Origin of the sequence: Richelia intracellularis HH01 (assembly GCF_000350105.1) — a bacterium.
In the GTDB taxonomy this organism is placed as follows: domain Bacteria; phylum Cyanobacteriota; class Cyanobacteriia; order Cyanobacteriales; family Nostocaceae; genus Richelia; species Richelia intracellularis.
Window position 1 is genome coordinate 148,361 of record NZ_CAIY01000044.1, and the last position, 26,733, is coordinate 175,093.

Sequence of the window (26,733 nt, forward strand, 5' to 3'; positions counted from 1 at the left end):
CTCCTTGTCTCTAAAAATGTCACCAGAGAACGTATGACAATTACAGACGACCTCCAAAAGTTATTAGACATTTTACCAATAGAACTAAGGCTTACATTAGAAAAGCATTCTCAGCGAGACACTTTAGTAGAAGTAGTGTTAGATTTAGGTCGCCGCCCAGAGGCCCGCTTTGCTAATTTAACTGAGTACCTGAGCCAAAAACTCGTTACTCAGGACCAGATAGATGATTGCATATCAAGAGTAGGAATGTTTGGTGGAGATAATCGGGCCGGAATTGAACAAACCTTGCACCGAATCAGTGCAATCCGCAATCGTAGTAGTAAAATTATCGGTTTAACCTGTCGAATTGGCAGAGCTGTGTTTGGTACTATCGGGATGGTACGTGATTTAGTCGAAACTGGACAGTCAATTCTTATGCTTGGTCGTCCAGGGGTAGGGAAAACAACTGCTTTACGCGAAATTGCCCGGGTCTTAGCAGATGATTTAAATAAACGAGTTGTTATCATTGACACTTCCAATGAAATTGCTGGTGATGGAGATATTTCACACCCGGCTATTGGTAAAGCTCGACGTATGCAAGTAGCTCATCCAGAACAACAGCATCAGGTAATGATTGAGGCTGTGGAAAACCATATGCCAGAAGTTATTATTATTGATGAGATTGGTACAGAATTAGAAGCCCTGGCAGCCCGTACCATCGCCGAAAGAGGAGTTCAATTAGTAGGTACAGCTCACGGAAATCAAATTGAAAATTTAATCAAGAATCCTACCCTCTGTGATTTAGTTGGTGGTATTCAAGCTGTCACTCTGGGAGATGACGAAGCTAGAAGACGAGGTAGTCAAAAAACTGTACTAGAAAGAAAAGCACCTCCTACCTTTGAAATTGCCATAGAAATGCTTGAACGGCAAAGATGGGTTATACATGAAAGTGCAGCAGATACGGTAGATAATTTGCTGCGTGGAAGACTACCTAGCCCACAGGTGAGGACAGTAGATGAAAATGGCAAAGTGAGAGTTGTTCACCAATTAACTGCTCTTAATGGTAATAAATGTCAACAATCTAAGGAATCAACCATCATATCTGCAGGAAGACAAACCAATGGGTGGCGTTCCTCTGGACAAATGCAACCATTACCTTCATTAAAAGCATTGCCAGAAAAAAGGGAATTTGACCGTTTGTTAGAGCAATCCTTAAATTATAGTGGTGATCTGAACTTTAATGAGATAAGGCAGACAGGTCCTAATGGTGAAGATTTACCACTACATATATACCCTTATGGAGTTAGCCGTCACCAGTTAGAACAGATTATTAATGTGTTAGATCTCCCAGTTATTTTAACAAAAGAATTAGACAGTTCTGATGCTATTCTGGCATTACGGTCACATGTTAAAAACCATACTAAACTACGCCACATGGCCAAGACCCGACATTTACCTATACAAATGATAAAGTCTAGTACCATACCTCAAATTACAAGGGGGCTACGACGTATTTTACATATGGAAGAGCCTAACATTACTGATGAAAAGGAACTACAACTCCTCTTACATAGTGGCAGCGATGACGAGATGGATGCTTTGGAAGAAACTAGACTAGCTGTCGAGCAAATTGTTATTCCCAAAGGTCAGCCTGTAGAATTACTACCTCGTTCCTCCCAAGTACGCAGAATGCAACATGAGCTGGTAGAGCACTATCGTCTTAAGTCCGACAGTTTTGGAGAAGAACCAAATCGACGCCTAAGAATCTACCCGGCTTAATTTTAATGATGATTAGAAGAAGATATGAGTAGTATCACAAAATTCTTCTTCGGGGAGGTACATATTCTCACAAACAACTATTAGGCTTGAGAACTGCTAAAAAGTAATTCAATACCAGTAACTACAAGACCATAACCACTGATATCAGTGGTTATGGTCACAACTTGCGAGAACATCCGCATCTTACTCAACTCAATACAGTACTACCCTATTACTGACCAGCTGTTACTGATTTTCAACTAATCTAAATATATTGTGTGTTATTTGTAATGCGAATCACCAACCAGGTTGTGTAAGTACTACTACCACTTGTATATGTACTGGTTCGGTTCTTTATGGACTGGGATTACTTTTTCATAGGTATCATGAAGAATCGGATCAAAAATACTAATTAAACCAAAATAAACCTTAATGGACTAGTATCTTACTATACAGCTTGAAGAGAAAATTACAAACCCTAGCTGAGTTATTGGGAGTATACAAACCATTCTACTTTGTATATTTTCCGAGTAAAAACTTAGTTTCGCAAAAGTTCAAGAAATGTTGATAGTACTAAGTTAAGCTAACATCCCATCACCACAAAAAATAACAAAACTGTCACTTAGGAACTCAACACTAGCTATTAGGAAACATGAATGATTACTCTCCCAAACATACATGATCTGACTTTAGGCTCTTTTACCAAAAAAGTTGTCGCAAAGAATACTACTTCTCATTCCCCAAACAATTTCATATTAACTGTAAGGTAGTATTATTCTATTGAAAATAGCCTGAATTCTACACATCCAAATTAGGAAGAATGATAATATAATTTTTTTCTTCACACAATCAACTTTTTATCATATCTCAAGACTTGCATAGTAAAATAGAAGAAACCAATGAAAGAAAACATCAAAAATATGTAATGTTACAATAAAAGATATATCTCTTAAAATTTACTCAGATAAGGCACCTAGAGATACAAGGTAATTTTTATAAAAACTCCTGTTAGAAATCATCCCAGCCTTCAATACTAGAAGACATAACATAACTAGTTACACTAGCTTCGAAAAAGTTTGCTTTGGTGTGAGCTTCCTTTTTAGTATCTGATAATCGTTCTAAGTGGACGTAGGGACTTTTTTTATAAACTGATTCTGTAAATAATGGCTCTAAACCAATTGCCTGCAATCGTATATTTGCAAGATATTTTGTGTATTGTTCTGTACTTTTGGTTGTAATACCTAGAATATTATCTCCAACAATATGTGAAGTCCACTTACATTCATACTGAACAGCAAGAGCAAACATTTCATAAATCTGCTCACGGCTATGGGGGAAAATTTTCATTGCCTCTGGAATTAATTTTTGATATAGACGCACATGGGATAGCTCATCTCTATTAATCATTTTAAAAACATCGGCAATTCCAGACATGAGCATCCGTGAGGACAAATTGTAGAAAAATATAAACCCATTGTAGAAGTAAATAGATTCCAACAAATAATCCGCTAATAACGAAACAAAGTAATTTTCTGGCGTTGGATTATCAACGTACTTTTGGTATAGTCCAGCAATAAATTCACATCGTTCCTTTAAAATAATATCACTGCGCCAAAACTCATATAGTTGTGTTCGGCGATCATTCGGAATCACTGTTTCAATAACATACTGATAGGATTGATTATGCATTGCCTCTTGTGAAATTTGTTCTGCCATACATAATGCTATTTCCGGAGCTGTAACACTATTTTTGAGATGAGGTACATTACAGGTTTGTACCGAATCAAGAAATGTGAGGTAGCTCAGAATCCCATCAAATGCCCGTCTTTCTTCAGGAGTAAGGTTAACATAGTCTACTATATCTTGAGTGATATCTATTTTTTCGGGAATCCAAAAATTCTCCCGCATTTGGCGATATAGAGATACAGCCCAGGAATAACGAACATCATTTAATTGCATTAAATTGGTGGTCTCTCCGAACCATATCAAGCGATTCCCTGTATCATCATTTCCCTTAGGATTAAAAACAGGGTTAATTGGCATTAATGATTGTTTTAGTTGGTACATTGATCAAGCGATTTAGGTTTTTGGATTGATTCTACATGATGAATTTACAAGAACAATTCTGGATACCTTTGGTTACCAAGAAATAAGTTGTTCAAAAATGTTCAAAAAATTCATTTGCTCATTCTCATTTAGTGATGTGCCCACAATAAAAAATGAGGCAAAAAGTTCATAAGTCATAAAGTTTAATAGTCAAATCATATGCTGATGTAATCAATTAGTGACGTGAATTCAACAAAACAATCGGGCATATAATCAACCCATGACCACAGGGAAAATCTCTACTTTCTTTGGAAATTCTATTTGCCAAGAGTATATGATTTTGGCTTTAGTTCGCACAGGCAACACATTGCTTATTTGATTCCTTAAAGCTATCTTTTTGTACAGTGCGAATATAGTATATTGCCTTACAACCCAACTCCCAGGCCAGCATAATGGTTTCAAAAATATCTACAGCAGTAAGGCACCGTTCTGGATCATCAGGAAAATAAACTCCTGCATTTAAATTAAATAGCAATTCCATGGAAATCCCTGTATCAATCCATTGTTGGATTGTGGCAATGACTTTGACAATTTTTTTTTGGTCTAGTGTCTTATTCTCTCCATAGAACCACAAGTGGTCCCGAATATATGGTGGTGCAATTGGTACTGAACCTTTTGCCCATTTTTCATAGAAGAACCTGCTGTAAACTGGCAAAACACTGGCTGTACAACCCTGAACCAAAGAAGAGGAAGTGTTCGGTGCTATACTCGTAATGTGTGAATTACGGACTCCATATTTTTTAATATCCTGACTCAATTTTAAAAACCGCTCTGGTGAGTTAGCATGCTGCTCAAACCAATCTACAGGCCTTGCTCCAATTAAATTTCCCTTACTCCACTCACTACCTGTAAAAACAGGATATGCACCCCGCTCTTTAGCTAGCTCCATAGAGGCTGCAGTACAATAGTAACCAATATCTTCAAATAAATTACTGATTTCTTGAAGGTCAGAGTAGGTGAGGTGACGTTTGGCTAGCCAGTCTGCTAGGCCCATACAGCCGACCCCAATTGTACGGTATTTAACGTTATGATTGGCACTCGCAGTGAATGGAGGTGAAGTCAGATCAATAGTGTTATCTAGTATTCTTACTGCCGTGTGACATATTCCCTCTTGTTCCTCATAATCTAGATTTGCAAGATTAATACTTACAAGATTACACGTATGTGCTTCTTCACCTGGTTTTACATTTGACCAGGACTCTTGACACAAATTACCTCCAGGAATGTAGCCCTGATGCTGATTGGGGTTAGCTCGGTTGGCAGTATCCTTGAACCATAGATAAGGCATCCCAGTTTCTAATTGGCTTCGCATTACCTGTTTTAGAAAAGCCCGGGCATTTACTTTTTTGTAAATTGTAATAGAGCTATCTAAACTTGCTTCGATTTGCAGGTAAGATTCTACAAAGGCTTCACCCCATAGTTCCGCCAGTTCCACACCTAAATTAGTCCGCACCTCATAAGGATCTACCAAAGTCCATGTTGCACCTGCCGCCACTCGCCGCATAAATTCATCATTGACAACCAATTGTGGGAAAACATCATAAGCTTTCCGCCTAGCGTCTCCATTCTCAGTTTGCATATCCAGGAATTCTGGTAAGTCAAAATGCCAGATATCTAAACTTACAGTAACTGCACCAGCCCTCCTTCCTCCCTGATTAACCGCAATCGCTGTATCATTCAATAGTTTAATCCATGGTACTACACCACCAGAAGCATTCTTCTTACCCATAACCCAACTGCCAGTGGCCCTGATCCGAGACAGATTGACCCCCACACCACCGCCATTTTTGGAAATACGTGCTGCATCATGAATATTTTCAAAAATACTCTCCAAATTATCATCCATAGCTGTTATAAAACAGCTTGCAAGAGAGCCATTAGGCACCCGCAAATTTGCCAGAATTGGTGTTGCTAAAGATATTTGACGCCGAGCGATTGCTCTATAGAATTTCCATGACCAATTTAACCGGTTGTCTGGCGTTTCAACCGAAGCAATTAAGAGTGCACAAGTTAAAAACGCCTCCTGAGGTAACTCATTTGCCAGAAGATATCGTTCCGTTAACATCACTGCCCCAGCATAATCATAATCAGCATCCCAATCAGGATTTATCCAAGAGTTGGCAATCTCCAACTCTTCTGGGGAGTATAAGGAAATGCGGCTATCATATTCTCCTAACAGAACTTTTTGTTGTACAGTCCGAGCATATTCCCCATACTGATAACCACGACTAACTTGAGTATCTTTCCATAAACTCCAAATATGTAAACGCCCTGCCACATAACGCCAATCAGGTTCCTCTGGGCTACACAATTCCAAGGCACAACGAATCAAATTGTCTTGGATTTCCCTTGTAGTAATACCAGGACGTAATCGAGTTTTTAACTGAGCTTCTAAGGCTATAGGATTTGTTGCAAGGGCCCTACAAGCCCAATTAACTACTGTACGAATTTTACAAATCTCCAACGGGGTCGTCGAACCATCACGGTGAATAACACAAATATTCCTTGTGGAGTCCTCGAAAAGTGTAGATGAAGCCTGCATACCAGATAAGTTTTTGATGAACTGGAGAAAAATAGCTTGCAGAATATAACTGATAGCCGGATTTAATAATGGAAAAGACTGTCAGTGTCAATAATATTACGTATCATTGAAAACTGGAAACCTCAACAAGTCATAAGCTTGAAAAGCAAAACGAAATTCAAGGAAAAATATACAATTACAATCCAGAGTGGGTTTTTGTAATGAATAAAATCCACCCTGATATAATGGTGAGTGCCAGTATATATCGACAATTGATTTTTACGCAAGCAAATTACAGTTGTGTTAGTATTCGAAAGCGTCTGAACTCTGATGGAGGGGTGGCTGTTGGAAGTAAAAGATAAAAACTATTACAAACATTGGAATATCCTATAACTGTAATAAAAGTTTGCCTTATAGGTTTCGAGTATCTGAGGAGATTGATTCATATTTTTTTACTCATCTGCAGGCTGTATATGGCTAATTTTTAAGAAACCCAAATAAATAATTGTAATTAATTATTAAATTCCCTATTAACAAACTATTTTGTTTTTATGTTCAGGTTAGGGGTTTCAAATTTAACTTGAGACCAGAGTAATTTTTGGCAAATCACTGCATAGTACATTACTTAAGTAATGTAAGGGTCAAGTGTTAAAAACTACGAGACTGGTATTAGTATTCCCCACAGGTAAAAATAAATCTATTAATTGTAGTTAGGGCATTCAAAACTTGCTATCAGCTGAGATTATATTTGTCTCGAAAGTCAACTAAATTATATTCGGTGTAGGGTAAAGAAAGTCATGACTAGGAATTTGCCTCAACTTAATTCAGTTTCTCCTAGACCAAAGGTGATTATTTCTACTTGCATACTTCATCTCGCAGTACTGTTAGTATTCCTACCCCACACCTTTAGTTGGAATTCTGTCTGTATAGCAGTATTTTTACATTGGATTACTATTGGTCTGGGAATTTCTTTTGGGTTTCACCGTCTGGCCACCCATCAAAGTTTGCAAGCTCCCAAATGGCTAGAATATTTCTTAATTTTGTGTGGGACCCTAGCTCTCCAGGGAGGAGTGCTTGGCTGGGTAGGATATCATAGAGCTCACCATTTATATTCCGATCAGGAAAAAGACCCACACAACTCTAATCAGGGCTTTTGGTGGAGTCACATCAACTGGTTAATGCACTCTGTACCTACTAGAAAGGAAATACCCAGACTAACAAAAGACATTGCCAAAGATCCCTTTTATCGTTTTTGTCACGAATATTATATTGAGTTACAGCTATTTTTAGCAATTATTTTGTATTTATTGGGTGGTTCGTCCTTTGTTATTTGGGGGATATTTGTACGTTTGTTTGTAGGAACTCACTCTACCATGTTCGTCAATAGTGCTTGTCACATGGTAGGCTACCGTAGCTATGATTCGGAAGACTGCTCAACTAACTGTTGGTGGGTCGCTCTACTAACTTTTGGGGAGGGTTGGCACAATAATCATCATGCATTCCAATATTCAGCACGTCATGGTTTAGAATGGTGGGAAATTGATGTTACCTGGATAACCATTAGACTCCTACAGTCACTAGGTTTAGTCACTAATGTCAAGACTACACAACGAGAATAAATTACCATAGCTTACTAAAATTACCAAGATTAAATGAAGGAATTGTAGCTGAAGCTAAAGAACAAATGAAAAAAAATGATGAACCCATAAAGCTGATATGGAAAGACCCCACCAGCATTTCAAGTTCATACAAGGAGGGGAATCTAACAGCTATTAATCTAGGTTAGCTTAAACATATATTTTAGCAGACAAAAAATACCATTGTCATTGTAGGTTGTTTAACACGGCCAAATTTTATAATTTCATAAACCTAATAAGTAGACTTGTTTAGATATAGATAAAACTTCTGTTTACAGGAAAGTAAGACAAGATTTAGATCAGGCCTCTTAACTATACCTTAATCAATTTGACAGTTAGAAAAATCCACCTCAAAAATCAATGCAATTAAGTCTGATATTTCAATTTGAGACTTTGAGAGGATCCCTTCTGTAAAACTCACCAAATTCTGTAAGTATAGCTGATATCGGGTTGATGGGATTATATAGGCTTATATAACCCCACAAGTAACTAATGGTTCGAAGCAAACATATTAGATTAGACATGTCCTCAGGTATCAGAAAAGTAGGGGCTGTTAATGGCAATCCGATACAAAATTTAGGGTTTAAACTTCTCTATTCCTTGGCAGTAATCATTAATTTCTAAATCTACCAAGTCAAAAATCTCATGGCTCCAAGTACTAAAGGAGTAAATAGGACGAAGGAATGGAATATCATCCATATCTGATTCCTCCTTTGTAGTTGGTGCTGAATAAGATTGTAACGGCGTATTAGTGGATAAGGGTTGATTCCAATCTTGATAGTTTGATGTAGTCATACCATCTACGACAGATGTGGGAATTGGCAAAGGTGAGTTGTGTTCATTACCCTTGCTAGAGTCAGATAAGGAAGAGATAGAGGATGATGAAAGGGTATTAACCATATTCCCAAAAGAGTGAATTTTTTGAATTGTCAATTCTGCTCTTTTTTCCTTAAATCCTTCTCGACGTTCGATAGTATTGATACTTAGGCGTCCTTCGATAATGGTGTGATCACCTAGATGATAATTTTGTTGAATTTCTCTTGCTAATTTTCCCCAACTAACTACTTTTAGAGTAGCCGGAGGATCATTTTCTCTTATCCCTGGAAATTGCACTAACATTTCCGTGACTTCTAAGTTGTCCGACGTATAACGCAACTGCGGTTCTTGAATTATATCTACTAGTAAAATACAACTATTCATTATAATACTCCAGTTATGGGTTAAGAGTTTACCCTCATTAATTATTGTTTTATTTACTTGACCCTTGCCTGCACGATTTCCTGTGTTTCCTTGTTCCCTATTTATTAGGTTAGCTTTGCAGCATATGCATTCAAAATAAGCTATACTTATTTATTAATTGCGCTAGGATTATTACTCTAATGTGGAATGACTATTTATGAATGCATATAATATTTACAGTTAATTTACAATCAATAATAAACATATTAAAGCCGATTATTTTTTATCAGACAAGATAATACCTAATAAATAGAATAATAACAGCTAAAGTTTCCCAGGAGCAGATGTGGGCATAAAAACAAAAAATGCCTGGGAGTCTAACATGTGAACTCCACCCTTATGATTGGTAATCTTGATGATCTCAGTGAATTTGACTTCTACTAATTTAATCCTTTGTAGGAGTATAATTAATCTTAACCTTTATTATTCCTTGATCAATCTGCACAACAGTCTTAAAGTCTAAAATCATGGTGCTTCTTCTAGACTTTTAATGATTATCAATAAAACGGCAAGTAATTTGTGCTTAACAGCAATTATAACAACCGTCTTAAAATATGCAACTATCCAGATAATAATGTTTCTACAGGATTTATTGGTGTACCACCAATAAATTTTATACCAGCGTAATCCCAAGCACATTGATCCATTATCAATGGTAAATTTCGACTTATATTGCCCAAAATAATGGGAGAATATATTGTAAAAATCTAGTGGTGTAAAAACTACATTATGTATTTATATAGGAGACTTAATTTTAAGCATACCTGCTAATAAAAATCTCCCCCCCTATAAATAGAATTTCTGAGTAACTTATGTAGCAATACTGAATTAGCAGCGAAGAGACTCATGAATGCTAGCTGTCAGTACAAAATTTTGGCTAAACACACAGTACAGTTTAGAAATCCCCCATAATTAGTATGATTATGAAAATACTTATGATTTTGATTCCAGAAGAAATCTAATTTTTAGGTTGGAAGTATAACTAGTAATTTATCCCGAAACTCTTCTATACAAAACATCCAAGGAAAAACTTTCATTAGTAATACTTATTATTATGAACTAACAATCCATATAAAACATTCTCAGTAGGAAGAATTATCATAAGGATGTTGCTATCAGCTAGGGATCAATAATAAATTATATACTTGACATAACCAAGGGTATCATAGATTCAACGCACATGCATTTTTATGGAGATATAACTATTAAAAGCAATATTTTAACAAGTAATACATTTTTATCCTACTATTATCTTACCAAACTGGAGTTATTTTATTAACTAAGTTGATTAAAGTCATTGTTCCGTAAAAATTATAACAGTCTTCAGAAGAATTACCGTGAATTCATTACCAAGAGGCAATTATATTTTTGTAAGACTTATTAAAAAATTTTTCTTAGTAATGATTGACTCAAAACAGATAAAAATACAAATAACTAAGTATCCATTAGACATTTCAATTTTTATGTATTTTGATATTTATCTTTCAAACTATAACTACTTATAAACTTACTTGAAAGTAGCCTAAAAATAGGCATGGTGTATGCTCTATCTGTTCTGAATATCTCCATGAATTTGAAAATCTTGATACTAAATTTATACTATATAAATAGTATGGAATTATAGATGATGATAAAACCTTTTTTAAAGTGGGCTGGCGGAAAGAATAAATTATTATCACAAATAAGCCACTTTTTTCCACCAGAATTAGAAAATGGCGGAATTAAAACTTATATTGAACCTTTTGTTGGTGGTGGGGCTATATTTTTACATTTGGCAAGTTCGTACCAAACAATCGAAAGGCTTTTCATCTCTGATATTAACCCAGAATTATACATAGCATATAAAACTATTCAAAATCACGTGGATGAATTGATAGCAATGCTATCAAGTATTGAAAATCAATACTTGTCCCTATCAGAAATAGGACGCAAAGATTATTTTTATCAATTACGCCGGCAATTTAATCAATGCAGAAATAATGTAGATTTACATTATCAAAACCATAAATGGATAGAAAGAACAGCACAACTTATTTTCCTGAACCAAACCTGTTTTAATGGGTTATTTAGAGTAAATTCTAAAGGTGAATTTAATGTACCGATGGGTAAGTATAGTCAGCCCAGGATATGCAATGCAGAAAATCTTTGCTCAGTTTCTCTGATTCTAGAAAATACTTTTATTTATCAAGGAGATTTTAGTATGTGTGAAAAATTTGTTGACAATCATACTTTTATTTATTTAGACCCACCTTATAAACCAATCAGTAAAACTTCCAATTTCACATCCTACTCACAACATAAATTCGATGATTTAGAACAACTAAGATTAAGAGACTTTTTTAAATTGATAGATTCCAAGAATTCTAAACTACTTTTAAGCAATTCAGAATTTAACAATTACAGTTTTTTTTCAAATGCATACAGCAATTATCGAATTGAAAGGATTAGGGCAAATCGCACTATAAATAGCAATATTTCTAAACGTAATACAGTCAATGAAATACTTATAATGAATTATTAATTATATGAGGTTTAATCATCATAATAAAATATACAATTTTATATCTCTACTCTAGAGTATACGCTTAAAATTATTCAGGAAATTAAATTACGTTGACTTACATCGTTTATTCCATTAAAGTATGGAAATAATTAATATACAAAAGTAATACAACCACATAATATTTTCGGGTAACATAATTCCTTGATTTTATCCAAATTTAAAAAGTTGTTACACTATATTTACAGCATCATAAGGTTAATTGCCCGGAGAAATAATCTGGGCATATGGTTACTAAGGAATATTAATCCTAATGATTATTAAATGTTTCTAGAAATTACTTACTGCCTTTAGACATATCACTTTTAACTACCCTGATTAAGACATACAAAGCTGCTAGTATCACTTCAAATTTTCTTGCACAGTATTAGTAGATACTCGTCAATAAATTTTTCTACTAGACTTCCGATATTCTCTCTAAAAACCTATCTTACTTATGTTATAGTTCATAATATTTTGGTATTGATAACTAAATAATATATAAGTTTCATCCTACTCCAAAAATCAGGGGTTATTTTATAGAAGTAGTAAATATTACTTTTGATTTCAGGTAGGGTGATTACTATGTAAAATTGGCATAGTAAATAAACCCCAAGCCAAACCTGTAATTAATCCAAAGGGTGTAACTATATAATTATTAAATTTCCATAAATGTAAAGTTTGAGCTGCAAGCTCTATAGGGTAATTCATCATTAGCAAAGTAGTTATTGCAACCCCATTCCAATGATATTGAGCTAGCCAGTAAAAGCCCTTACCACCAGTGAATGTGTATAAGAGTCGAGCCATCGATAGTCCCGTAATTGTTCCATAACAACGCATACATACAGCCATGATGAATGGTGATTTTAATTCTATTCCCATATGTGGTTGAGGACAGACATGATGACCCATCCAGTAAATTATCTGCGCAATAGCAGATAATATTGGCGAACTAGATGCTGCAAAAAAAGGAGCTATAATCGGACCTGTTAACATTCCCATGAGAATAAGATCGGCAATAAGACTATTCCAGTAAGCTGATGGTTTTCTAACTCCTGCTGAATCTTGCACAGTTAACTGTCTCCCAATATTTCTCTCAAGCTTAGAATAACACTATAAACTTTCAGTTCATAAAATGAATATATCTGGAAATTATGGTTTAATCATAAAGTTTATTAAAATAGGGCAACAACCTAGTATAAATATTTATCCCTTATAAGAGTTGTTTAACATCTTTCTTAATTTAACTACTCTCACTTTTTAAAATAAATTCAAAGTAAATAGGATAATCAATCTACAAAAAGCAATTTTCATCACCACCTAAATCTGATTGAATAGGTCTATTTTATAAGAGGTAGAGATTGCTGATTGGAAGTGGTACGAGATAATAATTGATACTGGAAAAATAAATGAATTACTTACTACCTCATAAGATTTTTCAAGGCTTATTTATAATTTTGTTGTCAACCTATGTAAGTTTGCATCACAAAGAATCTGCTATGGCAAAAATCTCAATGGATAAAATGCTCTGTAGTAGTCAATTAATTAGTGCAGTGGATGCCATAGTTAATAGGCCTACTTTTAATAGGGTTAATTGGGGAATATTGATAACTAGTCAAGATACACAAAAAATCCTTTATATCCGTAATGCAGAAAAATATTTTGTTCCTGCTTCTAATACAAAATTACTCACTACTGCCGCAGCATTACAAGTATTAGGAGCGGATTTTCAAATTCGCACCTCTATATACCAAGATGGAGAAGGAATTTTTCGGGTAGTAGGTAGGGGTGACCCCAGTTTAAAGGATACTCAGTTAAAAAGTTTAGCCCAACAGTTACGTAAAAAAGGTATTAATCAAATTAAACAATTAATTGTTGATGATAGCTATTTTCAAGGAAAAATGGTTCATCCTAGTTGGATGTGGGAAGATTTACAGTATTATTATGGTGCACCGATTAATAGCCTGATTATAAATGGGAATTCCACGATAGTTAGGTTATTTCCTCAAACTATTGGCAAACGATTGCGTATAATATGGGATAAACCATTAGAAGCATACTACTGGAAGATAGAAAATAATACTGTTACTACTGAAAAAGAAAAACCTGGTTTTGTCAAAGTTACTCGGGATTTAAAAGGACCAATATTAAAAATTGAGGGTCAATTAGCTACTAATGATAAACCCAAGATAACTGTCATTGCAGTTTTTGATCCCATTGAACATTTTACCCGACGTTTGCTTTTAAGTCTTTTAAGATCAGGAGTGTATGTTAACCGGGTATTTTTTGGCTCTAATAATAAAAATAATTTAGAGGTTGCAGCAGTCAAATCTCCTGAATTATCTAAGTTGATAGCAGAAGTTAATACTAGTAGTAATAATTTGTTTGCAGAAGCTTTACTGAAAACCTTAGGCAGTCAGAGTAAGAACAATAATCGACAAGATACAGCCAAACTGGGGTTAAAAGTTTTGCAAAAAAACCTACAGAAATTAGGAGTTACTCCCCAAAGCTACAAAATAGTAGATGGTTCAGGACTTTCTCACAAAAACCTGATTAGTCCTGAAGCCTTAGTTCAAACCCTGCAAGGAATGACGAGATCACCTCAATTCAAAGTTTTTCGTGCTTCTCTTCCCATTGCAGGTGTAAGTGGAACCTTAAAAAGACGATTTAAAGACACACCTGCAATGGGAATCGTACAAGCAAAGACAGGTACATTGAGTGGGGTGGTTACCCTATCAGGATATGTTAAACCCCCACACTACAGCCCAATTATTTTTAGTATTATGGCTAATCAAACCGGAAAAAGAACTTCATTAATGAGAAAGGCTATAGATGATATTGTGATTTTATTAACTCAGTTGAAACGTTGTTAACAAATGGGTATTACTAGTTTAATTACGAAAAATTAGGATAACTATTAATATTCCAGTACTGTTTGACTATAATTTCTATCGTGGAATAATAAATTATGCTTCATAAATAATATTTCAATATATTATTGAACATCAGTATCAATAATACTATTCATAATTTTTATATTTAACTAATTTCCTAACAGAATTAACTAATACTTATATTTTCTGTGAAAATTTGATAATTTTATTTTATTTACTCTTATAGATCATGGTATTTATTAATTTTAAGATTTCTAGGAATTTCATATTTAAATTCTTGTTCCCTATTATATATGATAAGCAGACTTCTCTTAATAGGTATTTTTCCTAATCTAATGGCTTATAAATATTCGATAAAATACTAAAGTATAGGTAGATTTAATGATTAGAAATTTATCGGCATGAATTAGAAACTCGAGTATTTTGTTTTGCTAATATGGAATTTTACTTTCTCTGAAAACAACTGAACCACTATATTATCATCTGTCCTGTGGAATTTTTGAGTTAAAAATAATTTCAATAAGGATAATACCAATAAAGTTGTAGTAAAGAATACATTTAACAACTGCTAAATATATTCTTTACTACAACTTTAAGAATAAACTTCCGGCACAATAGAGACAGAAATAAGTCCAGATTATTTGTGCTCGGAGATGACTAATGGTTGCGCTCTCAGAGAACGCCCAGCGTCGTTTAACTATCCAAACTGTCGAAATTGCAACCAATACAACGGCAATTCGCTCTTTGGATTGGGACCGCGATCGCTTTGATATAGAATTTGGATTACAAAATGGTACAACCTACAATTCATATTTAATTAAGGGTGAGAAAACTGTTCTGGTAGATACTTCCCATCAGAAGTTTCGGGATTTATACTTAAATGCTCTAAAAAGTTTAGTTAATCTTAAAGCAATTGACTATATTATTGTCAGCCATACAGAACCAGATCATAGTGGTGTAATTGAAGACGTTCTCCAGTTGGCTCCTAGAGCAACTGTATTAGCCTCTAAAATAGCCCTGCAATTTTTGGATAACTTAGTTCATGATCCTTTTTCCAAGCGGATTGTCAAAAGTGGTGATCGTATTAATATTGGGAAAGGGCATGAAATAGAATTCGTCAGTGCACCAAACTTACATTGGCCTGATACTATTTTTAGTTATGATCACCAGACACAGGTACTCTACACTTGTGATGCATTTGGTATGCACTACTGTAGTGAGGATACTTTTGATAAAGATCTAGAAGCAATTGAAGCAGATTTTCGCTTTTACTATGATTGCTTAATGGGACCAAATGCCCGTTCTTTGATAAATGCAATGAAGAAAATGGGCCAATTAGGAGATATTAAGATCATTGCCAATGGTCATGGCCCCCTGCTATACCACCATCTTGATATATGGCGAGAATTCTACAGGAGTTGGAGTCAAAAGCAAGCTAAAAAAGAAACTACTGTTGGTGTATTTTATGTTGTTGGTTATGGATATAGTGACCGCTTGGCACAATCAATTTCACGTGGAATTCAAAAAAGTGAGGTGAATGTAGAATTTATCGATATTGCCACCACATGTGTTCAGGAAGTAAATGAGTTAGCATTGCGTTCTGCTGGAATTGTTATTGGTATGCCCTCATCAGATAATGCAACAGCTAATGCAGCAATTAGCTCCTTACTTGCTGTTATTAATAATCATCAGTTTGTTGGGTTTTTTGAGTCTTTTGGTGGGGATGATGAGCCAATTTCTCCCCTACGTAAGAAATTCATTGATCTTGGTGTCAAAGAGGCCTTCCCAGCAATTAAGGTAAAATATACACCCAATGACTCTCTGTTCCGAGAATTGGAAGAATGCGGCACCGATATGGGGCAGTTGATTGTACGTGCCCGTAATATCAAGCAAATTAAGTCCATTGATGTAAATCTGGAAAAAGCCCTAGGTCGTATTAGTAATGGAATTTACATTCTTACTATTGCTAAAAATGGATCTCAAACGGGAATGTTAGTGTCTTGGGTTGCTCAAGCTAGTTTACAACCTTTAGGCTTTACAGTTGCTATAGCTAAGGTACGAGTGATCGAGTCAATGTTGCAAATTGGCGATCACTTTGTTCTGAATGTTTTAGAAGAAGGTAATTACAAAGACCTAAAAAGGCATTTCCTCAAGCGTTTACTTCCTGGTTATGATCGCTTTGCAAACATCAATACTCAAACTGCACAAAATGGCTCTCCTATTCTCACCAGTGCCCTAGCATATATGGAATGTAAAGTGATAAACATCATGGAATGTAGCGACCATTTTATCATGTACTGTTCTGTCGAAAATGGTCGAGTTTCCAAGCCAGAAGGAATTACTGCTGTCCGTCATCGCAAAGTCGGTAACTATTATTAAATTCAGATGGGAATGGTAAATTGGCAGTGGTTAGTGAATAAGGGTTAAAGGTTGATATTTATTTTTCCCTTCTCCTTCCATCTTTTCCTTTTACCTTCCCTTATCTCATCATTTTATTCTGCTATTTTTCTATTCTCAACTTGAAATTATTATGAATAATACTTATTCTCGTGATGTTCAGTATGTACCAATTGCTACGGACACATTGGTATTGAGAGCACGCAGTTGGACACGTTTAAGATTTGAAATTGAGTTTGCACGAGCTAAGGGTACTACTGTCAACAGTTATATAATTCAGGGTGATAAGACTGCAATTATAGACCCAACCCCAGAAACTTTTGCAGAGATTTATTTAGAAGCATTACGCCAGTGTACGGACTGGAACAAAATTGATTATATTATTCTGGGTCATTTTAATCCCAACCGTTTAGCTACCCTACAAATGATTTTAGAGCGAGCTCCAGAAGTAACTTTTGTTGCTTCTGTTATCGGCACATCTCACTTAAAAGAAGCTTTTTCCGGGCAAGCATTGAAAGTGCTCACCATGCGGGGTAAGGAAACCATAAATTTAGGTAAAGGGCATGTGTTGCGTTTTATTCCCACTCCTAGCCCAAGATGGCCTGGAGGACTCTCTACTTATGATCCTCAAAGTCAAATATTATATACTGGCAAGTTATTTGGTAGCCATGTATGCGGAGATGAAATTTTTGACGAGCAGTGGGAAAGTCTTAAGGAAGACCAACGATACTACTTTGATTGCTTAATGGCTTCCAATGCTACACATGTATTAGCAGCTTTAGAGAAAATATCTGATCTACCCCTAAGAATGTATGGTGTAGGCCATGGACCTTTAGTGCGCTATAGTCTAGTAGAACTAACAAAATATTATCAACAATGGAGTTGTGCTCAAAGCGAAAGGGAAATATCTGTTGCCCTATTATATGCTTCCGCCTATGGTAATACAGCTACCCTTGCACGAGCAATAGCTTTTGGTTTAAATAAGGGAGGGGCTGCAGTTCAATCTATCAATTGTGAATTTGCCGGAAATGATCAAATTCAGGCAGCAATAGAAAAGTCAGATGGTTTTATTATCGGTTCTCCTACTATTGGTGGTCATCCACCTACTCCTATTCACACTGTATTGGGAATTGTATTGGCAATTGGGGACAACACAAAAATTGCTGGAGTTGTAGGTTCATATGGTTGGAGTGGAGAAGCTGTTGATTTTATTGATAATAAACTTAAGGAAGCTGGGTATAAATTGGGTTTTGAGCCCCTTAAAGTCAAATTTAAACCTTCTGATGTAATCCTCAAAGAATGCGAAGAACTAGGTACAGATTTTGTCCAGGTACTGAAGAAAAGTAACAAAATTAGAGTTCCCCAAATAGCTGCTACTCCCACAGAACAAGCAGTAGGAAGGATAATTGGTTCGGTATATATATTAACAGTCAAACAAGGTGATATATCTACTGGTATGTTAGGTGCGTGGGTATCTCAGGCAACATTTAATCCTCCGGGAATCACTGTAGCAATTGGTAAAGAGCGAGCAGCAGAATCCCTTCTATATTCGGGAAATCAATTGGTTCTGAATCTCCTCCCCGAAGGTAAACAACAAGAGTATATGAAGCATTTCCGTAGAAAATTTGCTCCTGGAGAAGATCGGTTTTCAGGATTCCCCACTGAAGTTTCTGACAATGGTTGTACTATTCTTTGTGATGCTTCTGCCTATCTGGAATGCACCATTCAAAAACGAATGGAATGTAATGATCATTGGGTTGTTTATGCCAAAGTTGATAATGGTAAATTACTTAAACCAGATGCTATTACTGCTGTTCACCATCGTAAAACAGGCACTCAATATTAGTATTGACTAATTTTTGGAAAATGGGGAAATAAGACAGTGTAATACTTGTCATACATAGTTCCTAAATATTTTTTTATTGTATAGATAATTAAATGGTACTAAATTTACCAGATATTTTAATTAAATTTAATTATCTATATTATTTTAGATAAATTCTATAGTATTTATTATACTAGATAAAAATAACAAAGAAAAGCAAAACATCAATGTACCAAAGCAACTTTTTTTTGATTCTATGTAAACTGGTTAATTTTAATTCATTCAATAATTATAAACTTAATAGTTTTTAATTATTGAATGCGTATCAAGGATGTAATCAATTGCTTATGCCACTTTTTCTCCAGAATCCAGTCCTATACACATTGAAAATGTTAAGTTATCAAATTTTTATTATCCTAAGATTATTATTCTGACTAAATTAGACTAAATAAAAATTAATTAGGAGATGATAAATACATTCCAGAATTCACAGGGTATCTATTATACTTAATAATAAATCATTAGTTTTTAATTTTCCCTAATTATGAATAACTAAAGGCTAAATTAAAGTAATAAAAACTTTTAGTAAATCCAAGTAATTTAACTTCGTGATTTCATATTTGAAGGGTATTTTGTACTTCTCATAGGCCAAAAATGCCATGTTAATATCCTCACTTCTCATCAGAAGCTTAGAGGTAGGTTTATCCCAAGAATAAAAACTTATAGTTGATTCAATGATGTTGATGTTATGAAAGTCTCTTGGTCAAAGTCTTAATGATATGGTGTGATCAAAAAGTTCACTCTCATTAAATTAATAATTCTGAGGGGTCTTTAATGCATATTATTAATATATTTATGTGTATGGCCATGTTTGATGGTGGTATAGAAGATACTTTATGAGTTAAGATGCTTAACTCATAAAGTATTTCAAAATAATTTTATTACTCTCTTAGCTTTTTTAACTTTATCTATAAACCTATCAGTAATTACGGACTTACTTTGTATTAAGATTGTTGTAAACTTGCAGTGAATATTATTCATTGCTGAGGTAAAGACACTCTCATGGCCCAAATGTATTATGATGCGGACGCAAATATAGACTTATTGTCTGGAAAAACAATTGCAGTTATCGGTTATGGTTCCCAAGGTCATGCCCACGCTTTAAATCTTAAAGATAGTGGTATGAATGTAATTGTTGGATTATATGCGGGCAGTAAGTCAGCAATAAAAGCACAAGCAGCTGGATTAACTGTAAAAAATGTTGCGGACGCAGCAAAAGCTGCTGATTTTATTATGGTTCTTTTGCCAGATGAGTTGCAAAAAAGCATTTACCAGCAAAGTATTGAACCTAATTTAGAGCCAGGTAATACATTAGCCTTTGCCCATGGGTTTAACATTCACTTTAATCAAGTTGTTCCACCTGATGGTATAGACGTTATCATGGTATCACCGAAAGGTCCAGGACACCTGGTGCGCCGGACTTATGAACAAGAACAGGGTGTACCTTGTTTATTTGCTGTATATCAAAATGCCAGTGGGCAAGCACGTGACCAAGCCATGGCATATGCTAAAGGTATTGGCGGGACACGTGCTGGCATTTTGGAAACAACTTTTCGCGAAGAAACAGAAACTGACTTGTTTGGTGAACAGGCTGTACTTTGTGGTGGTCTAAGTGCTTTAATAAAAGCTGCTTTTGAAACTTTGGTAGAAGCTGGTTATAAACCAGAATTAGCATATTTTGAGTGTCTTCATGAAGTGAAGTTGATTGTAGATTTGGTCGTTGAGGGTGGTTTAGTAAATATGCGCGATAGTATTTCTAATACTGCCGAGTATGGCGATTACACTCGGGGGCCACGGTTAGTGACATCAGAAACTAAGACTGAGATGAGGAAGATCCTAAGAGAAATCCAATCTGGGCAATTTGCACGAGAATTTATCTTGGAGAACCAATCTGGAAAACCTGGTTTTACTGCTATGCGAAGACAAGAAGCTGAACATCCTATTGAAAAAGTAGGTAGTGATTTACGTTCTATGTTCAGCTGGTTAAAGAAGGTTTAAAATAATTGACATTTAAAAATAGAAAAATGCCTTTTCCCCGTTATTTTGCGGTTTGCCTGTAAAACCATAGCTAGCAATTAATTTATTAAAATTTTGCTAGCTATGGTTTTTCTTGGTTTACTTGATTAAAAACCAAATGGTTTGGAAATTCACAAATATCTACTTATGAGTAATTGAGATTTAAGTCTTAATATTGTCATCGCAAAAATGATGATAATAAAATCATGTTAAAATTCCCGAATTAAAAAAGGTTTAATTCTTACAAAATTAAGATTTATGATTTTTGATTTGAGTCTAATACTTTGTATATCTATAGTATTACCATCAGGTTTTGATTTCCTTCAATATTTCAAAAATTTTAGTATTAGATGAATGTAACAAGAAAACTTTACACATAAGTTGAAGTAAAAATTATTTTTAAAAGAGAACAAGTACTCTGATTTTTAGCTTAGCACCATCTACCTATAACAGCTGTACTTGATATTCTCAGGGTATAAACCCGGAATTTGACTAAATTTGTTAGCGTTGTTAACCATTACCAGATTAGAAAAATCTAACAGTATAAGGATAGTTTAGGACTTTTTTATCACAACCTATTTGAATACTTTAATACTCAATCTTTAAGAGACTTTAAGGTTATTATCTGGTATATTTAGAATAAATTTACTTCTCAAGGGATTTATTTGCTAAAAAAGATTGATTCCAAATTGAATTACAGAAATATATACATAATATAAATCAATACAAGTATATTGCGAATTTGTACATATACAGAGATATTCAGGCATATCAAGAAGTCTCTTGAATAACAACTATAACTAAATAGATACAGCTCATATTTAGGTAACTATAATTAAACTAATAAATCGTGTATTAAAAACTAATATTTATAGGGAACTGTAACCCAAATAATCTTAAAATTTTATTGTTAAAATTCCTATTCTAATGTAGAGTAACATACTGCTGATCTGCAGACTCTTTATCTTGAATCAGGTTCTTGAAGTTTAATGGATTTATTTATCAATCAATATTGCTACTATACAAATCATGTATAATTGACTACAGTTAAATTTATGAAAAAGCAAAAATAAAAAAATAAGTTACAAATTGTTGTTTTCTAATTGAGGAGACCAATATATTATGAAGTATATTAGCGTTCATGACTCAATATACTAAGTAGACATAGGCTCATCTCAAATCGTACCATTACAAATAAGATTTAGTACTTGATTAAAGACTGTGAATAATTCTCTTTTATCTTTCTTACTAGAAATGGAAGATATTTGGCAGACAACTCTTAACTCACAATTAACAACCCGACAGAAGATACAATTCCAAAGACTATACGAATTGATTTTACAGGGTAATCTAAAACTTAATTTAACGAGGATAATTGAACCCCAAGATTTTTGGGAAAAGCATTTATGGGACTCTTTACGGGGGGTAGTATCGTTGCTCAGTAATTCACATAATCAATTATCTGTAATCGATATTGGTACGGGTGGTGGTTTTCCAGGAATTCCATTTGCAATTATGCTTCCTAACAGTCAAGTTAATTTACTTGATTCTACACAAAAAAAAGTCACTTTTCTAACTCAAATTATCCCGGAATTAGAATTACATAATGTTACGACTACAGTTGGTAGGGCCGAAAAAATCGGTCATAATCCAAAATATAGAGAACAATATGATGTAGCTTTAATCCGTGCTGTAAGTAATACCTCTGCTTGTATTGAATATACACTACCATTAATAAAAAAGGGTGGTTTAGCTATCATTTATCGGGGTAATTGGATGGATTATGAGATTACCTCTGTGACGGGTGTAGCAAAACAGCTTGGTGGTGTAATAGCATACATTGACAAATTTAAGACTCCTCTGAGCCAAGGAACTCGTCATTGTTTATACCTGAAAAAAATAACAAAGACATCTAGTAAATTTCCTCGTCCTATAGGTATACCTAATAGTAAACCTTTATAAAACCTGCTATTCCCTACAAATTTTACTCATGAAAACAGCTTAAGCAAATAAAAAAACTTTTGATGAACTTTCAAAATTAATAGTAGTTTTTTGTAATACTTTCCATAAACACACACACCTAATGATTTACAGTATATTAACAACCTATGGTACTAGTTATTCTAAATATACCTACAAGATTCTGTGCCCCAATCTAAATTACTAAACTGAGTAAATATAATAGTTAACAAAATAATCAGGAGCACAACACTGGACTTTTCCTCCAAAAAACTGGCAGTGTAAGTTTAAATACTGTAATTTTATTTGTTTGTGAATCTCATTTTATACTTTTACTATGAAAAACACATAATCAATTAGTCATAAGTATTAAACTATTCACTACAAAGTATTTTCAAATAACTATACCTGATTAACTCAAAACTGTTTTGTTATCACCCAATCTAAAATTAATACTAGTATGGCTACTATGGATAACAGTTTAGATAATCCACTAATTACTGCAAACTAATATATGTTAATTACAATACTTTGCTCATAATCATCTCATTAAATAAACATATTAAATAACATGAAGATTATTCCCACTTACACTCTAGGTTATGTACTTAAGAAGTTAATTATATAACAAGCTATTCTATAACTACGCAGAAAATTACGTATAAATTTGACCTGACATCTATACGGATAATAAGGTGTGATTAACTGGGCTTTTGCTATTATTTTAAATAAATTATGATTAATTCGATAGTGAAAGGAAAATTAAATTAGGAGTATACTTCTGAATTTACACAATAGGGTAGTAAATCACCCTTCAGTCCTGCAATCAAATTTTTAATTGCCATATTTGCCATTTTTTTCCTGTTTTCCCGGCTAGCATCACTGAGATTAGGTGTAATAATTAAATTGTCCAGGGCAAATAATGGGCTATTAGAAGCAATTAGTTTTGGCTCTGTCACATCAATTGCAGCACTGGCAAGTTGGCCTTCACTCAGGGCATTATATAATGCATCTTGATCAACAACCTGCCCTTGTGCAGTATTGATTAGAATCGCTGATGGTTTCATTAATCTAAACTGGTGATCGCTTAATAAATGGTAAGTATTCGGAGAAAGTGGTATATGAATAGTAATAAAGTCTGCTTCTCTTAGTAGTCTTTCTAAATTGCTAAACTCTATACTCAGATAATTTTCCAAATGCACATCGCACCGATAATTACTATTATACAAGACCCGCATGTCAAAACCCTGAGCACGACGAGCTATTGCTTTTCCAATTTCTCCAAAACCAATAATCCCCAAAGTTGCACCAGTAATAGTTGCTCCTAAGAATAAATCAGGTTCCCAAGCTTTCCACAAACCTCCACGAGTAAATCTATCTGCAATTAACAGCTGTCTTGCTGCAGCCATTAATAAAGCCCAAGTTAAATCGGCGGTAGTATCAGTTAACATACCAGGAGTATAGCCTACAGGAATTCCTTGTGCTGTAGCTGCAGTAATGTCAATGTTGTCGTAACTTACGGCCATTTGACTAATTACTTGCAAATTACTTGCAGATTCTATTAGTTTTCTATCTATAGGGTCAGTTAACAAGCAGAGAATACCATTAGCTGTCCGTGCTTTTTCTAATAAAACTGCTCGTGGAGGTGGTTGACGTTCTTCCCAAACTTCAATGGTAGCAATTTCTTCTAGCTCCTTTAATTCAGTGGGAATATAACGGGTAATAAATACCTTTGCTTGTTTTGAGTTCACGATCTGCACTTAAACTAGACCCCTAATATTAATCTTAGTAAGAATATGGTAATAGGTGTTTCATTGTTAATGTATTTAAATTGTCTTTAAACTATAGTACAAAATATTTGCTAAATACTCATAGGCCATTATGACTGAAGTGAATTAAGTTTCACAATTACTATTTCTGGAGCAAGAGTTAAAGTGATTAATTTCAGGCAAGAGTGATACTTACAAGGGATAATGGATATTTTGGGGGAGGATATCCTTAATAGAATTAATAGTAAAAAATTGCTGCATTTTGTAGTAAAATTAAGTAATTGAGATAAGCATTAAAGATAAAAAAGTTATAGAAACACTAAAAAGCAAAATAAGATAACTCTAATAGAGAGGTAATCATACTTAAAATAAGCATAAATTTAAAATGTAAATATTATCTAAGCTAATAAATATTGTATTGTGAGACATACTGAAGAAAACAGATAAACAATAATAAATAGAATAGTAAATAAATTCAAATAACAACTAGAAAAGCTAAGTAATTTAGTAATGAAATAATCAGAATCATGCAAGTAGTAAAGTTGTTATAGGAGCCAAATTAAATGATATTATATCATGTATAAATTTGAACATTAAAGTTTCTATGGCACAATGTGAGCAGCAAATCATCATTAGTGAGAGTACCAGAAAAAGATATATAATTAAAATTATAATCCTTCTTAAAATTCATTGATAATCAAATATTAAGTAAATTTACTCTATAGAAGAGCAACACCTATTTGGAAATTTAGGTCAAATAAAAATCATTATAAGTATTGATAATTACAAATAAATAGATTAGCAGCTACTAACGTTTAAAGTCTTAAGCATAGTATCTACTTTATCAAGCAATTTATTTGTTCAAATAAGAAATTTTATATCCCCTTTTATGATCTATAGATAATTCTTAGCTTAGTTACCTTAAGTCCAATTTAGTTATAGCTACACCAACAAATATTGATTTTACATTAATAAGAATAGTGCTAGTTTACCTGAGTAAATTAACCACGATTACTTAAACTAATAATGATTAACTAGTAGCACTTTACTATTTTATTACTATGAATAAAAAATAACTATTATTAAACTGTTTAATAATAGTTATTTCTAAGAGGTTTTATGAATATTCCTAAAAATTAAATCTATTAAAAGTCAACTAGTATACAAAGTGAATTAATTTTTATATTAAAATAGGATTATTGTAATTTATCTTTACTCTTCGATGTATTTTATTTTATTATGATGTGCATATAAATACGAACTATGCTGGGCTGAATATTGACTTTATATAGTCAGTTGTTATTATTTCTTCCTACTCTGTTTGCTGCTTGACTCAAAATTACTGATATCATAGCAAATGATAAGAAGAGTTTGTAACAGTTTTAAAACTATCTAGCAATTTTTAATAATAGCCAAATTCTCCTCATACCTCAGAGTTATTATGATGCCAATAAACTTGCAGTGATAGCAAGGGCAAAAGTTTAGAATGTTTTAAATGAAAAGTGGGGACAAGAGTTATTTGCCAAGAAGCTCTAAATTCCATTAAATAATAGCTAATAGTAATAGTAGCAACATAATAACCTCCTGTCTTATCAAATTAGAAGTAACATTTATCATCCAACAAATAAATATCCTCTGGGAGAAAGTATGATCTATAAATACTCTACTTATTGATAAGCTGGAAGAGGTCATTCATTATTACCGGGATAAAACTTATTTTCATAAACTTGAGCTAATCATAGAATATTTGATGTATATATTTTTATACTTAATTTATGACTTTTATAGCAGTTTTATTAATTTTCATCAGAAAAACTTTGTTCATCAAGTTGATTAGGTTTATTATATGTTAACTTTTAATTAAATTTAGTATCTGTATATCTAGTCAATCATACCTTCATACCTTATATTTTAATTATTCTACAATTGAAGGCTGTAAATTAATAGTGGCCATAAAATGAATGACGTTCTATTATTACAATATTTGAACCTCAAACAAAAATGGCCATAATCATGAGAATAACGTTCTCCTCA

14 protein-coding genes are annotated in these 26,733 nt (G+C 33.8%); 9 read left to right on the forward strand and 5 right to left on the reverse strand.

What is annotated here, in order from left to right:
* The first annotated feature begins 33 nt into the window (after window positions 1–33).
* Window positions 34–1,758, forward strand: a complete 1,725-nt coding sequence (locus RINTHH_RS05410; protein WP_008233832.1) for a R3H domain-containing nucleic acid-binding protein — start codon at window positions 34–36, stop codon at window positions 1,756–1,758.
* A gap of 987 nt (window positions 1,759–2,745) precedes the next feature.
* On the opposite strand, the gene RINTHH_RS05415 is transcribed toward RINTHH_RS05410, so the two are convergent.
* The gene (locus RINTHH_RS05415) at window positions 2,746–3,804 is read right to left on the reverse strand and encodes a ribonucleotide-diphosphate reductase subunit beta (protein WP_008233834.1); all 1,059 of its coding nucleotides are present in this window, start codon (window positions 3,802–3,804) and stop codon (window positions 2,746–2,748) included.
* A gap of 325 nt (window positions 3,805–4,129) precedes the next feature.
* Window positions 4,130–6,385, reverse strand: coding sequence for a ribonucleoside-diphosphate reductase subunit alpha (locus tag RINTHH_RS05420; protein WP_008233844.1), 2,256 nt, complete (start codon window positions 6,383–6,385; stop codon window positions 4,130–4,132).
* A 200-nt stretch (window positions 6,386–6,585) separates the two neighbouring features.
* Between RINTHH_RS05420 and RINTHH_RS11015 the strand changes: the two genes are divergently transcribed.
* Window positions 6,586–6,726, forward strand: coding sequence for a hypothetical protein (locus RINTHH_RS11015; protein WP_008233845.1), 141 nt, complete (start codon window positions 6,586–6,588; stop codon window positions 6,724–6,726).
* Between the two features lie 435 nt (window positions 6,727–7,161).
* Window positions 7,162–7,983, forward strand: a complete 822-nt coding sequence (locus RINTHH_RS05425; RefSeq protein ID WP_008233847.1) for an acyl-CoA desaturase — start codon at window positions 7,162–7,164, stop codon at window positions 7,981–7,983.
* A gap of 594 nt (window positions 7,984–8,577) precedes the next feature.
* Here the strand turns inward: RINTHH_RS05425 and RINTHH_RS05430 are convergent.
* Window positions 8,578–9,201, reverse strand: a complete 624-nt coding sequence (locus RINTHH_RS05430; RefSeq protein WP_008233850.1) for a single-stranded DNA-binding protein — start codon at window positions 9,199–9,201, stop codon at window positions 8,578–8,580.
* Window positions 9,202–10,864: 1,663 nt separating this feature from the next.
* Between RINTHH_RS05430 and RINTHH_RS05435 the strand changes: the two genes are divergently transcribed.
* Window positions 10,865–11,761: a DNA adenine methylase gene (locus tag RINTHH_RS05435; protein WP_008233854.1), complete on the forward strand. Its 897-nt coding sequence runs from the start codon at window positions 10,865–10,867 to the stop codon at window positions 11,759–11,761.
* Between the two features lie 585 nt (window positions 11,762–12,346).
* On the opposite strand, the gene RINTHH_RS05440 is transcribed toward RINTHH_RS05435, so the two are convergent.
* On the reverse strand, window positions 12,347–12,850 hold the full coding sequence (locus RINTHH_RS05440) for a DUF2085 domain-containing protein (RefSeq protein ID WP_008233860.1): 504 nt from the start codon (window positions 12,848–12,850) through the stop codon (window positions 12,347–12,349).
* Window positions 12,851–13,188: 338 nt separating this feature from the next.
* On the opposite strand from RINTHH_RS05440, the gene dacB reads away from it, so the two are divergent.
* The 5 genes from dacB (at window position 13,189) to rsmG (ending at window position 22,933) form a co-directional block, all read left to right on the forward strand.
* A complete protein-coding gene (gene dacB, locus RINTHH_RS05445; RefSeq protein WP_008233861.1) occupies window positions 13,189–14,652 on the forward strand; it encodes a D-alanyl-D-alanine carboxypeptidase/D-alanyl-D-alanine endopeptidase in 1,464 nt (487 codons plus the stop codon).
* Between the two features lie 681 nt (window positions 14,653–15,333).
* A complete protein-coding gene (locus RINTHH_RS05450; RefSeq protein WP_008233862.1) occupies window positions 15,334–17,052 on the forward strand; it encodes a diflavin flavoprotein in 1,719 nt (572 codons plus the stop codon).
* 151 nt (window positions 17,053–17,203) lie between these two features.
* Window positions 17,204–18,916 (forward strand): diflavin flavoprotein, encoded by a 1,713-nt coding sequence (locus RINTHH_RS05455; RefSeq protein ID WP_008233865.1) that lies wholly within the window; start codon window positions 17,204–17,206, stop codon window positions 18,914–18,916.
* A 1,041-nt stretch (window positions 18,917–19,957) separates the two neighbouring features.
* Window positions 19,958–20,953 carry a ketol-acid reductoisomerase gene (ilvC, locus tag RINTHH_RS05460; protein ID WP_008233867.1) on the forward strand — a complete coding sequence of 332 codons (996 nt, stop codon included), beginning with the start codon at window positions 19,958–19,960 and terminating at the stop codon, window positions 20,951–20,953.
* A 1,272-nt stretch (window positions 20,954–22,225) separates the two neighbouring features.
* Entirely contained in the window at window positions 22,226–22,933 is a 708-nt protein-coding gene (gene rsmG / locus RINTHH_RS05465; protein ID WP_196794893.1) for a 16S rRNA (guanine(527)-N(7))-methyltransferase RsmG, read from the forward strand.
* Window positions 22,934–23,697: 764 nt separating this feature from the next.
* Here rsmG and RINTHH_RS05470 read toward each other — a convergent pair.
* Window positions 23,698–24,690, reverse strand: a complete 993-nt coding sequence (locus RINTHH_RS05470; protein ID WP_008233869.1) for a 2-hydroxyacid dehydrogenase — start codon at window positions 24,688–24,690, stop codon at window positions 23,698–23,700.
* Between the last annotated feature and the right edge of the window lie 2,043 nt (window positions 24,691–26,733).

Coding starts and splice junctions, on each gene's coding strand:
- RINTHH_RS05410 (WP_008233832.1), top strand. CDS start 34: ATGACAATTACAGACGACCTCCAAAAGTTATTAGACATTTTACCAATA.
- rsmG (WP_196794893.1), top strand. CDS start 22,226: ATGGAAGATATTTGGCAGACAACTCTTAACTCACAATTAACAACCCGA.
- RINTHH_RS05430 (WP_008233850.1), bottom strand. CDS start 9,201: ATGAATAGTTGTATTTTACTAGTAGATATAATTCAAGAACCGCAGTTG.
- RINTHH_RS05415 (WP_008233834.1), bottom strand. CDS start 3,804: ATGTACCAACTAAAACAATCATTAATGCCAATTAACCCTGTTTTTAAT.
- dacB (WP_008233861.1), top strand. CDS start 13,189: ATGAATTACTTACTACCTCATAAGATTTTTCAAGGCTTATTTATAATT.
- RINTHH_RS11015 (WP_008233845.1), top strand. CDS start 6,586: ATGAATAAAATCCACCCTGATATAATGGTGAGTGCCAGTATATATCGA.
- RINTHH_RS05450 (WP_008233862.1), top strand. CDS start 15,334: ATGGTTGCGCTCTCAGAGAACGCCCAGCGTCGTTTAACTATCCAAACT.
- RINTHH_RS05435 (WP_008233854.1), top strand. CDS start 10,865: ATGATGATAAAACCTTTTTTAAAGTGGGCTGGCGGAAAGAATAAATTA.
- RINTHH_RS05425 (WP_008233847.1), top strand. CDS start 7,162: ATGACTAGGAATTTGCCTCAACTTAATTCAGTTTCTCCTAGACCAAAG.
- ilvC (WP_008233867.1), top strand. CDS start 19,958: ATGGCCCAAATGTATTATGATGCGGACGCAAATATAGACTTATTGTCT.
- RINTHH_RS05420 (WP_008233844.1), bottom strand. CDS start 6,385: ATGCAGGCTTCATCTACACTTTTCGAGGACTCCACAAGGAATATTTGT.
- RINTHH_RS05455 (WP_008233865.1), top strand. CDS start 17,204: ATGAATAATACTTATTCTCGTGATGTTCAGTATGTACCAATTGCTACG.